This is a genomic window from Sandarakinorhabdus sp., assembly GCF_031430775.1.
In the GTDB taxonomy this organism is placed as follows: Bacteria; Pseudomonadota; Alphaproteobacteria; order Sphingomonadales; family Sphingomonadaceae; genus Sandarakinorhabdus.
Genome location: NZ_JANPCD010000057.1, coordinates 1 through 13634, shown reverse-complemented (window position 1 = coordinate 13634; position 13634 = coordinate 1). Strand labels below are relative to the sequence as shown.

Annotated in this window: 16 protein-coding genes; 11 read left to right on the top strand and 5 right to left on the bottom strand. The window is 65.9% G+C overall.

Annotation, left to right across the window (positions count from 1 at the left end):
• The coding region (locus RMQ73_RS14215) for a DUF427 domain-containing protein (protein WP_409049822.1) at positions 1-84 on the top strand (84 nt) is incomplete at its 5' end.
• On the opposite strand, the gene RMQ73_RS03140 is transcribed toward RMQ73_RS14215, so the two are convergent.
• Positions 74-457 (bottom strand): type II toxin-antitoxin system VapC family toxin, encoded by a 384-nt coding sequence (locus RMQ73_RS03140; RefSeq protein ID WP_310496535.1) that lies wholly within the window; start codon positions 455-457, stop codon positions 74-76. The two genes, RMQ73_RS14215 and RMQ73_RS03140, sit on opposite strands and share 11 nt — an antisense overlap.
• The gene (locus RMQ73_RS03135; RefSeq protein ID WP_310496534.1) at positions 457-672 is read right to left on the bottom strand and encodes an AbrB/MazE/SpoVT family DNA-binding domain-containing protein; all 216 of its coding nucleotides are present in this window, start codon (positions 670-672) and stop codon (positions 457-459) included. Before RMQ73_RS03135 ends, RMQ73_RS03140 begins: the two co-directional genes overlap by 1 nt.
• A gap of 92 nt (positions 673-764) precedes the next feature.
• Here RMQ73_RS03135 and RMQ73_RS03130 point away from each other — a divergent pair, with 92 nt between their 5' ends.
• Genes RMQ73_RS03130 through lexA form a run of 6 tightly spaced genes read left to right on the top strand, consistent with a single transcriptional unit; the run spans position 765 to position 5567 of the window.
• The gene (locus RMQ73_RS03130; RefSeq protein WP_310496533.1) at positions 765-1370 is read left to right on the top strand and encodes an aminodeoxychorismate/anthranilate synthase component II; all 606 of its coding nucleotides are present in this window, start codon (positions 765-767) and stop codon (positions 1368-1370) included.
• Positions 1370-2353, top strand: coding sequence for an anthranilate phosphoribosyltransferase (trpD, locus tag RMQ73_RS03125; RefSeq protein ID WP_310496532.1), 984 nt, complete (start codon positions 1370-1372; stop codon positions 2351-2353). Before RMQ73_RS03130 ends, trpD begins: the two co-directional genes overlap by 1 nt.
• Positions 2350-3141, top strand: a complete 792-nt coding sequence (trpC, locus tag RMQ73_RS03120) for an indole-3-glycerol phosphate synthase TrpC (protein ID WP_310496531.1) — start codon at positions 2350-2352, stop codon at positions 3139-3141. The genes trpD and trpC overlap by 4 nt, the downstream gene beginning before the upstream one ends.
• Positions 3138-3605: a cyclic pyranopterin monophosphate synthase MoaC gene (moaC, locus tag RMQ73_RS03115; protein ID WP_310496530.1), complete on the top strand. Its 468-nt coding sequence runs from the start codon at positions 3138-3140 to the stop codon at positions 3603-3605. Before trpC ends, moaC begins: the two co-directional genes overlap by 4 nt.
• 7 nt (positions 3606-3612) lie before the next feature.
• On the top strand, positions 3613-4827 hold the full coding sequence (gene glp, locus RMQ73_RS03110) for a gephyrin-like molybdotransferase Glp (RefSeq protein WP_310496529.1): 1215 nt from the start codon (positions 3613-3615) through the stop codon (positions 4825-4827).
• Positions 4828-4859: 32 nt separating this feature from the next.
• Positions 4860-5567 (top strand): transcriptional repressor LexA, encoded by a 708-nt coding sequence (gene lexA, locus RMQ73_RS03105; RefSeq protein ID WP_310496536.1) that lies wholly within the window; start codon positions 4860-4862, stop codon positions 5565-5567.
• Here lexA and RMQ73_RS03100 read toward each other — a convergent pair.
• On the bottom strand, positions 5561-7675 hold the full coding sequence (locus RMQ73_RS03100; RefSeq protein WP_310496527.1) for a ComEC/Rec2 family competence protein: 2115 nt from the start codon (positions 7673-7675) through the stop codon (positions 5561-5563). The genes lexA and RMQ73_RS03100 overlap by 7 nt on opposite strands.
• A 98-nt stretch (positions 7676-7773) precedes the next feature.
• Here RMQ73_RS03100 and gltX point away from each other — a divergent pair, with 98 nt between their 5' ends.
• Positions 7774-9201: a glutamate--tRNA ligase gene (gene gltX / locus RMQ73_RS03095; protein ID WP_310496526.1), complete on the top strand. Its 1428-nt coding sequence runs from the start codon at positions 7774-7776 to the stop codon at positions 9199-9201.
• Positions 9202-9221: 20 nt separating this feature from the next.
• A complete protein-coding gene (locus RMQ73_RS03090) occupies positions 9222-10505 on the top strand; it encodes a citrate synthase (protein ID WP_310496525.1) in 1284 nt (427 codons plus the stop codon).
• Between the two features lie 25 nt (positions 10506-10530).
• Here RMQ73_RS03090 and RMQ73_RS03085 read toward each other — a convergent pair whose 3' ends face one another.
• Together RMQ73_RS03085 and RMQ73_RS03080 are read right to left on the bottom strand one after the other, a co-directional pair.
• Positions 10531-11229, bottom strand: a complete 699-nt coding sequence (locus RMQ73_RS03085; protein WP_310496524.1) for an NTP transferase domain-containing protein — start codon at positions 11227-11229, stop codon at positions 10531-10533.
• A gap of 56 nt (positions 11230-11285) precedes the next feature.
• Complete coding sequence (locus tag RMQ73_RS03080) at positions 11286-12416, bottom strand: inositol-3-phosphate synthase (protein ID WP_310496523.1); 1131 nt, start codon at positions 12414-12416, stop codon at positions 11286-11288.
• Between the two features lie 202 nt (positions 12417-12618).
• Between RMQ73_RS03080 and RMQ73_RS03075 the strand changes: the two genes are divergently transcribed.
• On the top strand, positions 12619-13434 hold the full coding sequence (locus RMQ73_RS03075) for a CDP-alcohol phosphatidyltransferase family protein (protein WP_310496522.1): 816 nt from the start codon (positions 12619-12621) through the stop codon (positions 13432-13434).
• A 16-nt stretch (positions 13435-13450) separates the two neighbouring features.
• On the top strand, positions 13451-13634 hold a 184-nt coding region (locus tag RMQ73_RS03070; protein WP_310496521.1), incomplete at its 3' end, for a hypothetical protein.

The following is a 13634-nucleotide window of genomic DNA, read 5'->3' as shown; positions in this document are numbered from 1 at the left end:
TGGTATTACGCCGACCCCAAGCCCGCAGCCGCCGAAATCAAGGGCCGCGTTGCCTTTTGGAAGGGCGTCAAGGTCACGCCGTAACGCGCGGCAGATAGCGAACGCCGGGCGCATGACGGAAATCAGCGTCCATGGTCCAGACTTCGGCGCCATGGGCCTGCGCCGTGGCGAGGATAATGGCATCGGCCATGGCAAGCCGGTGCTCGCTGGCCAGCAATGCGGCGCTGATCGCCAATGTGTCGCCCAGCGGCGCCTGCTCGCCGCGCAGCATGTGTTCGCAGGCCAGCCGCACGGCACTGTCATCCGCGCGCGCGCGGAACCAGCGCACAACCTCGAACATCACGACGCTCGGCACAATGGGCGCGATGTCACCGGTGATTGCCGGGCCGAATTGTTCGGCATTGGCATCGCCAAGCAACCAGCTGATCCAGCCGTTCGAATCGACGACCACGGGCATCAGTAGACTTCGCGGTCTGTCTCGCGCTGGAAGTCATTGACCAAGCCTGCGAAATGCTTGCGGACCTCATCAATGGGCAATTGCGGCACATATGTCAGCGTGTCGCCCCAAAGCATCGCACGCAGCTTTTGTCCCGGCACCAGGCCCATGCGCTCGCGAATGCGTTGCGGTATCACGATCTGAAACTTGGGCGATATCGTTACGGTATCCATCATGTCGATCCTGCTATCGATAGAAATTCGGTAGCACGATTTGCGCGCATGCACAATCAGATGACGCCGGCCATCGCCTCGGCTAAAGCCAACCCATGACCATTCTCGTCATCGACAATTACGACAGCTTCACCTTCAATCTCGTGCATTATCTGGCCGAGCTTGGGGCGCAGACTCATGTCGTGCGCAACGACATGCTGACGGCTGCCGAAGCCATGGCAAGCGGCCCGCAGGCCATATTGCTCTCCCCCGGCCCCTGCTCGCCCAACGAGGCCGGCGTATGCCTTGATCTCATTGCGGCAGCTGCCGAGGCGCGGATGCCGCTATTCGGCGTTTGCCTTGGCCATCAGGCGCTGGGCCAGGCCTTTGGCGGCACGGTCGTGCGCGCGCCGCAGGTCATGCACGGCAAGACCAACGCGATGGCCCATGACGCCAGCGGCGTGTTCGCCGGCCTGCCGTCGCCGTTCGAGGCGACGCGCTACCATTCGCTGACCGTGCGCGAGGATGATCTGCCGGACTGCCTCGCCATCAACGCGCGCAGCCCCGATGGGCTGATCATGGGGCTGCGGCACAAGGAACTGCCGCTGCACGGCGTGCAATTCCACCCTGAAAGCATCGCCACCCAGCACGGCCATGACTTGCTCGCCAATTTCCTGACTCTCGCCGGGATGACGCCAAAGCGGCTTGCCCGCGCCGCCTGATGACGGGCCTGCCCGATCCTGCTGCACCGCTGTCCGCAGATGCGGCAGCCGACGCGTTCGCGCTGATCCTGGATGGCCGGGTCGCAGACGATGCGCTCGCCGGTTTCCTCGTCGCCCTGGCCGACCGCGGCGAGACGGTCATCGAAATCGTCGCCGCAGCCCGCGCCCTGCGCGCCCGCATGGTGCCCGGCCCGATGGCGCCGCACGCCATCGACGTGTGCGGCACCGGCGGCGACGGCATGCACAGCCTCAATATCTCGACCGCCGTCAGCCTTGTCGTGGCGGCGTGCGGCGTAAAGGTCGCCAAACACGGCAACCGCGCTGCGTCCTCGACCAGCGGCGCCGCCGATGTGCTGGCGGCGCTGGGCGTGCCCGAACTGGCGCCGCACCGGCTGGGGCCGTGCCTCGAACAGGTCGGCATCACCTTCCTTCATTCCGCCCGTCACCACCCGGCGATGGCGCGCGTGGCGCCGGTGCGCCGCCAACTGGCCCGGCGCACGATCTTCAACATGCTGGGGCCATTGGCCAATCCGGCAGGCGTGACGCGGCAGCTTGTGGGTGTGTTCGCGCCCGGCCCGGTGGCGCTGATGGCCGGTGCCTTGCACGCGCTCGGGTCCGACGCGGCGCTGGTGGTCCACGGCGACGGCTTTGACGAAATAGCGATTTCCGGCGCCACCACAGCAATGCGGCTGGCTGGCGGCGCGCTGGCTACAGCCGAAATCACGCCCGCCGACGCAGGCCTGCCGGTGCATCCCGCCAGCGACCTAAAAGGCGGCGACCCCGCCTATAATGCCGCCCGGCTGCGCGCCCTGCTGGGCGGAACACAGGGCGCCTACCGCGACATCGTGCTGCTCAACGCCGCAGCCGCCTTGACGCTGGTGACGCCGGGCGTAAGCCTTGCCGATGCCGCCAGCACTGCCGCCGCCGCCATCGACAGCGGCGCGGCGGCCGATGTGCTTGCCAGATGGACAGACTTTCGATGACCGACACCCTCGCCATGATCTGCGACCACAAGCGCGGGCTTGTCGCTGCCGCCCGGCAGACGCGCAGCCTCGCCGATCTCGAAGCCGCCGCCGCCGCCGCATCCCCGGTGCGCGGTTTCGTGGCCGCCATTCACGCCGCCCACGCCGATGGCCGGCTGGCGCTGATCGCCGAATGCAAGAAGGCCAGCCCTTCCAAGGGGCTGATTCGCGCCGATTTCGACCCGGCTGCGCTGGCCCGCGCCTATCAGGCAGGCGGCGCCGCCTGCTTGTCGGTGCTGACCGAGGACAAATGGTTTCTGGGCGCCGACGAATATCTTGTCGCCGCCCGCGCCGCCTGCACCCTGCCGGTGATCCGCAAGGACTTCATCATCGACCCCTGGCAGGTGATCGAGGCGCGCGCACTGGGCGCCGACGCCGTGCTGCTCATCATGGCCGCCCTGTCGGATGCGCAGGCGCAGGAGCTGGAATCGGTGGCAGGCGCCCTTGGCCTTGATGTGCTGGTCGAAGTGCATGACGCCGCCGAACGCGATCGGGCATTGCTGCTGAAAACGCCGTTGCTCGGCATCAACAACCGCAATCTCAAGACGCTGGCTGTCGATCTTGCCACAAGCTTCGAACTTGCCGACACCCCCGGCCGCACGCTCGTGGCAGAATCCGGCCTGTCCGGGCACGATGATCTCGCCGCGCTGTCCGCCGCCGGTATCAAGACGTTCCTGGTCGGTGAAAGCCTGATGCGCGCCGATGACGTCAGCGGCGCCACCCGCGCGCTGCTCGGCCTTGCGGCATGAGCCTGACGCATCTTGATGACAGCGGCGCCGCCCGCATGGTCGATGTCTCGGCCAAGGCCGCAACCCGCCGCGAGGCAACCGCCAGCGGCTTCATCGGTATTGGCCCCGAGGCGCTGGCCGCGATCAAGGCACAGGCCGTGAAAAAGGGCGATGTCATCGCCGTGGCGCGCATTGCCGGTATCATGGCGGCCAAGCGCACCGCCGACCTCATCCCGCTCTGCCACCCCCTGCCGATCGATGCAGTGACCGTTGATCTGACCATCGAGGACGGCGGCATCCGCGCGTCCGCCACGGTCATCACCACCCATGGCACCGGCGTGGAGATGGAGGCGCTGACCGCTGTCAGCACCGCGCTGCTGACGGTGTACGACATGGCCAAGGCGATGGACCGGGGCATGGTGATTTCCGACGTGCGGCTGCTCCGCAAGACCGGCGGGCGTTCGGGCGACTGGGCCGCACAATGAACGGCCTGTGGCCGCTGGCCGCATGACCGGCCTGCTGCCCTTCGAGGCGGCGCTGGAGCAGTTGCTGGCCGGCGCCGCATCCTTGCCGGCGCAAACGCTGCCGTTGTCAGACGCGTATGGCCGAGTGCTCGCCGCGCCGCTGGCAGCAAGCCTCACCCAGCCGCCATTCGCCGCCGCCGCCATGGACGGTTATGCGGTGCGCTGGGCCGATTTGCCGGGGCCGTTCACGCTTGTCGGCACCAGCGCTGCCGGCCATGGCTGGCCAGGCGTGATGACGCCGGGCGAGGCGGTGCGAATTTTTACTGGTGCGCCACTGCCTGCCGGCGCTGACACCATTGCGGTGCAAGAGGATATGACGGCGAAGGACGAAGGCGTGCACCTCAGCGGCGAAGGCCCGCCGCATCAGGGCGCGCATGTGCGAGGCGCCGGGCAGGATTTCCAGGCCGGCGACATTCTGATCGCTGCGGGCACGCGATTGGCGGCCGCGCATCTGGGACTGGCTGCCGCCGCCGGCCACGGCACGTTGCCGGTGGTGCGCCGGCCGCGCGTGACGCTGATCGCCAATGGTGATGAACTGGTGCGGCCCGGCAGCACCCCCGGCCCCGACCAGATCATCAGCAGCAACCCCGCCATGCTGGCCGCGCTGTTTGCCGCCGCCGGTGCCGACGTCAGCGACCCGGGTATCATTCCCGATCATCCCGGCGCGCTGGCCGCCGCCGTGACGGGCGCCGATGCCGATATCATCGTCACCATCGGCGGCGCATCGGTGGGTGACCATGACCTGGTGGTGCCGGTGCTGCGGACACTGGGCGCCGATCTTGATTTCTGGCGCATCGCCATGCGGCCGGGCAAGCTGCTGCTGGCGGGCACGCTCGGTGGCCGGCGCGTCATCGGCCTGCCGGGCAACCCGGTGTCGGCGTTCGTCACGGCATTGCTGTTCGTCGTGCCGCTCATCGAGCGGCTGGGCGGACGGGCGCCTGGCACGCAGGTGCTGCGGCTGCCGCTTGCCGCCGCCCTGCCGGCCAATGGCGCCCGCCGCGATCACCTGCGGGCGCGGCGCACGCCAGACGGTGTCACGGCGTTCGAACGGCAGGATTCGGCCCTGCTGTCAGTGCTTGCCGCCGCCGATGTGCTGATCATCCGCCCGCCCCATGCGACCGCAGCACAAATTGGTGCGATTGTGGACTGTATCACGCTTGACATGTTCCAGACTGTTTTCTAAATGTTCTTCCTGTGTTCCGCATCGGAGGCGACATGCTTACGCGCAAGCAGCAGGAATTGCTCATTTTCATCGACGAACGTCTGAAATCGGACGGGGTGTCGCCTTCCTTCGAGGAAATGAAGGACGCTTTAGCGCTCAAGTCGAAATCGGGCGTCCACCGCCTGATCAACGCCCTTGAGGAACGGGCGTTCATTCGCCGCCTGCCCAATCGCGCCCGCGCCCTTGAGGTTCTGCGCCTCCCCGACGCGCTGAAAGTGGCGGCGTTGCGCCCGGCGCTCAAGCTGGTCGCGCAATCGGCGCCAATGCCTGCACCCGCCGCGCCGCGCCCGCACCCCCATGCCATGCTGGCAGCCAATGACACCATCACCGTGCCGCTGCATGGCCGCATCGCTGCCGGCCTGCCATTGGAGGCAATGGAAAGCGACCGGTCGCTGTCCGTGCCCGCCGCCTTGCTTGGTGCCGGCGACCATTATGCGCTGGAGGTATCCGGCGATTCGATGATCGATGCCGGTATTTTCGACGGGGATTACGCCCTGATCCGCCGCTGTGACGATGCCCGTGATGGCGATATTGTCGTGGCACTGATCGACGATGCCGATGCGACGCTGAAGTATCTGCACCGCGACCATGGCATGATCCGCCTCGACCCGGCCAATGCGTCCCACACCCCGCAACGCTACCGCCCCGAACAGGTCCGCATCCAGGGCAAGCTGGCCGGGCTGCTGCGCCGCTATCACTGACCCGCCGGCCCCAGTGCCGGCACGGGTCCCGGCGCCGGGCCCGGCACTTGACCGACTGCCCGCCACGGATGGTCACCGGCGCTGTCGGCGCTGGTCCTGATCCGGGCATCGTCCAGCCAGATCGAAACGGCACCTGATCGCTCCAAGGCACTCCGATCGAGCTTGAGCCAGCGAGGCGTGCACCAGCGCGGCAGGCGGCGGTCGCTGATGATGATGTCTGCGGCGGCGCATGCCGGCTCGAACCGGCTGCGGTCGATGAATTCGCGGCTTGTCGTCGCCAGCAGATGCCAGCGGCGTCCGCCGCGATCAATGCTGGCGACACAGGCATCGGGGCTGCATCTGGCACCCGGCACATCGGCCAGACGCAGTGCCGCGGTGTCATCGGTACCCATGGCCTCGGCCCAATTGTCGGCCAGAAAGCCGCCGGGGCGGGTCCGCAGCAGCGCAAGTCGCCCGTCTTCGCCGCGCAGCGCAGCGCCGCCGCCGTCGCCCGCCACAACCAGATCGGGCGGCTGCGCCGTGACGGCTCCGACCACGCCGGCCATCACCGCCACCAGCCCCCACAAGCGCGCCCGGCTGCGCCATAGCGTCAGCCACAGCCCGCCCGTGACCAACCCCGCAAACGCCCACACCGGCATTTCCGGCAGGCGCAGCACCGCGCCCGGCACGCTCGCCACGCTATCTGCCATGGCGATGAGCCACCCCACCGCCGTTCCGGCCAATGGCCAGCCCAGGCCGCTTCCCAGCGCCTCGCCCAGCATCGCCAGCACCAGCGCCGGGATGATGACAAAGCTGGTCAGGGGGATGGCCAGCAGATTGGCCGCAATGCCGTACAGTCCTGCCTGGCCAAAATGGAACACGCCTATGCCGGCCAGCGCCAGTTCGGCCACCAGCCCGGTAGCCAGCAACGCCGCCAGATGGCGCGCCAGCCAGTGCAGCTTATGCTCGTCCTGCGGCACCGTCACCAGCCAGCGGCCGGGCGCCGATTCATACAGGGCAACGATTGCGATGACGGCAGCAAAGCTCAATTGAAAGCTCGCGCCCAGCAGCGCCTCGGGCCTGACGAGCAGGATGATCATCGCCGCCGCCGCCAGCAGCCGCAGCGAAAACGCATCGCGTCCCATCAACAGCCCGGCAAGCACGATCAAGGTGGCAATGATGCTGCGCACCGTTGGCACCTCGGCGCCCGCCAGCAGCGTATAACCAATGCCGACAATTGCCGCGCCGGCCACCGCCACCGACCGGATCGGCACGCGCAACACCAGCCACGGCCACAGCCCCAGCAGCCGGCGCAGCAGGAACACCGTGCCCCCGACAACCACGGCGATATGCAGCCCCGAAATCGACAGCAGATGCGCCAGCCCGGCGTCGCGCATGGCCTGCGCCGTGGCGGGCGGGATGGCGTTCTGGTCCCCGGTCACAAAGACTGCGGCAACAGCGCCGGCCTCTCCGGGCACACGATCGCGAATTCTTTGCGACAGCGCGGATCGTATATCGGCCATGCTGCCGCCCCTGGCTGGCGCCAGCACCCTTGGCGCACCGATGGCAAAACCAGTGGCGCCCAGACCATCAAACCACGCGCGCCGCGCGAAATCATAACCGCCCGCCACAGCCGCCCGCGCCGGCGGCGCCAACCTCGCCTTCAGCTCGATACGCGCGCCCGCTCCCAATCCTGCCACCACCCCAGCCCCGCGCAACGTGACCCGCACCCGTGACGGCAAGCCTGACCCGGCATCGGGCGCGAGCACCAGCCGGCGATTGCCGGGCCGGGCGCTGTCCTGCACGACAATCGCCCGAAAACTGACAAAACGCGGCGCTTCCAGAATGTCATGGGCGACCAAAGCGGATCGCAGCGTGATGCCGCCCATGCCGGCCAGCATCATCAGCGCGATCACAGCCGGAACCCGCCACCGGATGAGCGTCGCGGCAAGGCCCACGCCCGCCAGCAGGCCGGCCAGCGCCAGCCGCTGCGCCGCCAATGGCAGCAGGAACCAGGCGGCAATACCCGCCGCAAACGCCACGGGCAGCCATAAGGGCAAGTTCGCGCGCTCGGCATCGGCAAAGCGCTGCCAGACGGCAATCAGCCGTGTCGATATTCCTGTGTCCACCGCCGTTTGAACGGGCGCTGTGCTTCTGCTAACCACCCCGTCATACCTGTTTGCCCTCCCGGCAAGACCCTGAAGTCAGAGCATTGGATATTTGGCGCATGAGCGCAACCAAAGTCGTCACCCGCTTCGCCCCTTCGCCCACCGGCTTCCTGCACATCGGCGGCGCGCGCACCGCGTTGTTCAACTGGCTGTTCGCCCGTCACCATGGCGGCGAGTTCCATTTGCGCATCGAGGACACCGACCGCGCCCGCTCCACCGATGCCGCGATTGCCGCGATTCTGGACGGCATGACCTGGCTCGGCCTGAACTGGGACGGCGATGTCGTCTATCAATTTGCCCGCGCCGACCGCCATGCCCAGGTGGCGCACCAGTTGCTCGCCGCCGGTCATGCCTATCGCTGCTATGCCACGCCGGCCGAGCTGGAGGCCCTGCGCGATGCACAGCGCGCCGCCAAGCAGCCGATGCGTTATGATGGCCGCTGGCGGGACCGCACCGACTGGCCGGCAGACCAGCCGTTCGTCATCCGCATGAAGGCCCCCAAAGATGGCGCCGTCACCATCGACGACAAGGTGCAAGGCCCGGTCACGGTCGCCAATGCCGAACTGGACGACATGGTCCTGCTGCGTTCGGACGGCACGCCGACCTATATGTTGGCCGTTGTCGTCGACGATCACGACATGGGCGTCACGCATGTCATTCGCGGCGATGATCATCTGAACAACGCCTTTCGCCAATTGGCGCTGATCCGCGCCATGGACGCCATCGAAGGCGGCTGGCCCGATCCGGTCTATGCTCATATCCCGCTCATCCACGGCGCCGACGGCGCCAAACTGTCCAAGCGGCACGGCGCGCTGGGCGTCGATGCCTATCGCGACGAGATGGGGCTGCTGCCCGAGGCGGTGGAAAACTATCTGCTGCGCCTCGGCTGGGGGCACGGCGATGACGAGTTCATCAGCCGGGCACAGGCCATACAATGGTTCGACCTTGACGGCGTTGGCCGCAGTCCTTCGCGCTTTGACATCAAGAAGCTGGAGAGCGTCAACGGCCACTATTTGCGCGCTGCCGATGATGGCCGTCTGACGGCCTTGATTGCGCCGGGAGTCGCTGCGGCGCTGGGCCGTGAACTGACCAGCGAAGACCGTGATCTGCTGCACCGCAGCATGCACGAACTCAAGAAACGCGCCAGCAACCTCAATGAGTTGACAGCCGGCAGCTTGTTCTACCTTCGCAGTCGCCCAATTCCGATGGACGATGCTGCGGCAAAGCTGCTAGCGTCTGCCGCACCGGGCCTGCTTGACCGCGTCCGGGACCGGTTGGCCGCCCAGAACGACTGGACGGTGCCGGCGCTGGAGGACATGGCGCGCGCCATGGCATTGGACGAAGGGCTCAAACTCGGCCAGATCGCCCAGCCACTGCGCGCTGCCGTCACCGGGGCCGCCCAGTCACCCGGATTGTTCGATGTCATGGCCCTGCTCGGCCGCGACGAAGTGCTTGGACGGATTGCAGACGCCGCTGGCGGCAACTGAGAGACAAAGGATTTGCACGCATGACCATCGCCAACATCAGCATTGATGACAATGCCGCCAATTATCCGGTGCTTTCGGGCAGCGTGGGCCCGCAAGTGGTCGATATCCGCAAGCTTTACGCCAACACCGGCCGCTTCACCTATGATCCGGGCTTCACCAGCACTGCATCCTGCGAATCGAAGATCACCTACATCGACGGCGATGAAGGCATATTGCTCTATCGCGGCTATCCGATCGACCAGCTCGCCGAACAGTCCAGCTTCCTAGAGGTTGCGCATCTGCTGCTGAACGGCAACCTGCCCAATGCCGCCGAAAATGCCGAATTCACGCGCAACATCACGCGCCACACCATGATCCATGAACAGCTGGCGACCTTTTACCGGGGTTTCCGCCGCGACGCCCATCCGATGGCGATCATGTGCGGCATCGTCGGTGCCATGGCGGCGTTTTACCATGATTCGACCGACATTCATGATCCGCAGCAGCGCATCATTGCCTCGCACCGCATCATCGCCAAGATGCCGACACTTGCGGCGATGGCGTACAAATATTCGATCGGCCAGCCCTTCCTCTATCCCGACAACAGCCTGTCGTTTGCCGGCAATTTCCTGCGCATGACCTTCGGCGTGCCGGCCGAGCCGTACATCATCGATCCGGTAGTCGAAGATGCCATGGAAAAGCTGCTCATCCTCCAGGCCGATCACGAACAGAATGCCTCGACCTCGACGGTGCGACTGGCCGGTTCATCTGGCGCCAACCCTTTTGCCTGCATTTCCGCCGGCATCGCGTGCCTGTGGGGTCCTGCCCATGGCGGCGCCAACGAGGCCGCACTCAACATGCTGCGCGAAATCGGCACGCCGGACCGGATTCCGGAATTCATCGCCCGCGCCAAGAACAAGGACGACCCGTTCCGCCTCATGGGTTTTGGCCACCGCGTCTACAAGAACTATGACCCGCGGGCCAAGGTCATGGCCAAGGTCGCCAAGAATGTTCTCGACAAGCTGGGCATCAACGATCCGATCTTCGATGTTGCCCGCGAACTTGAGCATATCGCGCTCAACGATCCGTATTTCATCGACAAGAAGCTGTATCCCAACGTCGATTTCTATTCGGGCGTCGTCATGTCGGCGATCGGATTCCCGACCTCGATGTTCACCGTGCTGTTTGCGATTTCCCGCTCCGTTGGCTGGATCGCACAATGGACGGAAATGATGGAAGATCCGGAACAGAAGATCGGTCGTCCGCGCCAGTTGTACACCGGTCCGACGATGCGGGAATATGTGCCGCTGGCCAATCGCGGCTGACAAAAGACAGGCTGGTCAGCCGGGCCTATGACGCCCGGCTGACCCAGGCTTCGGCCTGAGACAGTGAGCGCGCGTCGTCGATGTCGATCCAGTCATGGGCGCTGATATCGGTGACGGCGGCGCGGGCCCGCGCCGCCAGCAGTCGCACGCCGTCGGACAAGCCGGGCGCCGCAAGACCCCCAAGCGCCGCCATCAATTCGCCGGTGATCAGGAACACGCCGCAGTCGTGCGCGTCATAGGTGCCAAGGCCCTTGCCAATGGCCGTGATGCGCCCCCGGCGGGTGGACACGCGCGTGACATCGCTTTCATCGGCCCAGGGGTGGCCCATGCGCCGGTCGATGCCCAGTACCAGGCCGGCATCGGCCCTGCCTGAAGCTGCGACCTGCGCATATAGACCGGGGCTGGCGAGATGATCAGCCATGACCAGCAGGCTGGCGCCGTCGCCCAGCCAATCGGCCGCGCAGCGCACAGAAACGCCATTGGGTTGGTCCCAAGCGGGATTATGGATGGTTTCGGCGGTGCCGCCCGGCCATGCCCTGGCCGAAGCGGCAACCTCGTCACCGCGATAGCCCGTGATCACCAGCGGCACGGTGATGCCCGCGGCGGCCAGATTGCCCAGAATACGATGAAGAAGCGGCTGGCCGGCGATGGGGGTCAACGGCTTGGACGGCGACACCGCCCTCAGCCTTGTGCCCATGCCGGCCGCCAGAATGATGGCGCGCATTGCGGGGATCCGAGGGCATGCCCCGCGCCGCCGGACGGCGGCACAGGGCTATTTCCTCAGTTCGTCCCGGTGCCGGCCCCATTGCCGGTCCAGGTGCCGGCGATGAAGGATTCGACATCGGCATAGGCCTGATCGTCGGTGGTCTGCACCGGCGGGTGCTTGCAGAAATACGACGACGGCGGCAAAATAGGACCGGACAGGCCGCGATCCAGCGCAACCTTGGCGCAGCGGATCATGTCGATGGCCACACCGGCGCTGTTGGGCGAATCCTCGACCGACAGGCGCAGTTCGAGGTTCAGCGGCACGCCGCCAAACATGCGGCCTTCCATACGCAGGAAGCAGACCTTGTTGTCGTTCTGCCAAGCGACATAATCCGACGGACCGACATGGATGTTTTCCCAATCGAGCCGGTGCTGCGCGACCGACTGCACGGCTTCGGTCTTGGACGTCTTTTTCGACGCCAGACGGTCCTTGTTGGCCATGTTCAGGAAGTCGGTGTTGCCGCCGGTGTTCAGCTGGTAGGTGCGATCCAGCGACACGCCGCGCTTGGCGAACAGGTCGGTCAGCATGCGGTGGACGATGGTGGCGCCCAGCTGGGCCTTGATGTCATCGCCGATAATCGGCACGCCGGCAGCGCGGAAACGCTCGGCCCAGACCGGGTTGGAGGCGATGAACACCGGGATGTTGTTGACGAAGGCGACGCCGGCGGTGATCGCGGCATCGGCATAGAATTCCGTGGCTTCCTGGCTGCCGACGGGCAGATAGTTGCACATCACCTGGGCGCCGGAACGCTTCAGTTCCTCGACGACATCGGCCTTGGTCGGCTGCGGCGCATCGGCGATGACAAAGCGGCGATCTTCGGGATAGGCTTCCATGTGCGGCGACACACCATCGAGCAGGCGGCCCATGCGCACGATTGCGCCGGTGGCCGGCACATCGCGGTGGAAAATGGCGGTGCAGTTCGGCTTGGCAAAGATGGCGTCGGCAACATCAAGGCCGACCTTGCGGGCATCAATGTCGAACGCGGCGGCGACAGTGATGTCCTTGGGGCGATAACCGGCCATTTCCCAATGCATCAGGCCCTGTTCGTCATTGGCATGGCCATTGGCGTAATGGGCAAGCCCCTGAACCAGCGAAGATGTGCAATTGCCGACTCCGACAATGGCGATGGGGATGGTGGATGTCATGATGCAAAGGCTCCCACGGGCGCGTCTTGCACAGCGCGCCTGTTACAGTTTGGTTGCCCGTAAACGACGTTTTGATGACGGGCAAGTCATTGTCGCACTGTACGCCATTCTGCCGCGCCGCCCATGCGAATTCGCCGCCCCCGTGCACCCCCCCCGTACACCCCCCTTGCCAAGCCCTGCCGTGTCGGCATAGCGCACGCCGGTGAACAGCAGCATCCATTCCGCTACCGCCGCCCGTCCCGCGATGATCGAGGACCGCACCAACCTGTGGATCGTGCATCCGATTGCCGAATGGCTGCTGCCATGGGCGCTGCGGGCCAGAATTCATCCCAATCTGGTATCGCTGACCGGCATGGGCTGCGGGCTGGCCGCCGGCTGGTGCTATTTCCATTGGCGTGAGCCCGGCTTTGTGGTGGCGGGCCTGCTTTTCATGATCGCCTGGCATGTCTTTGACGGACTTGATGGAAAAGTCGCCCGCGCCAGCGGCAAGCAGAGCGCGCTCGGGCGGCTGATGGACGGGCTGTGCGACTACGTCGTGTTCATTTCCGTCTATCTGGCGCTGGTGCTGTCCTTTGATGACTGGCGCCCTGTGCTGGCGCTTGCTGTCGCTTCGGGGGCTGCCCATGCCGTGCAATCGGCTTGGTATGAGGGCGAACGCGATAGCTGGAAGCGGCGGGCGCGCGGGGAGTTTGCCTTGCCGACGCAGCGGCAAGCGCATTTCTGGGGGGAGCGTCTTTATAACTGGGCCGAGTCGCTCTTGAGCAGTGGTGGCCGTGCCACTGATTCCGCGCTGGCGGCAGCGCCGGGAAAACAACAGGCGTATCTTGATGGCACCGCGCCGATGCTGCGCGGCCTGGCGCTTTTTTCGGCCAACAACCGCACGTTGGGCATCGCGTTGGCGGCGTTCATCGGGAATCCGCTGATATTTTGGTATTGGGAGTTGCTGGCGCTGTCATTTCTGGCATTGCTGATGGCAATGCTGCTGCGCCGCCGAGAACGCGCGTCCGTGGCGCGTTAGGGGATCAGGGACGGCAATGGACGACGATTTCGATTCTGTTGAACCGCGGCGCTGGCCGTTGCGGCTCGCCCTGCTGGTTTCGCTGGTCTGGGCAGCCGTGGTGGTCGCCGGCACGCTTGCTGGCAATGACATCATCATCCTGCCGCCGTATCTTTTGGTGACCGTTGCCGCAATCGCCACACTGGCGGCGCCGCTGATGG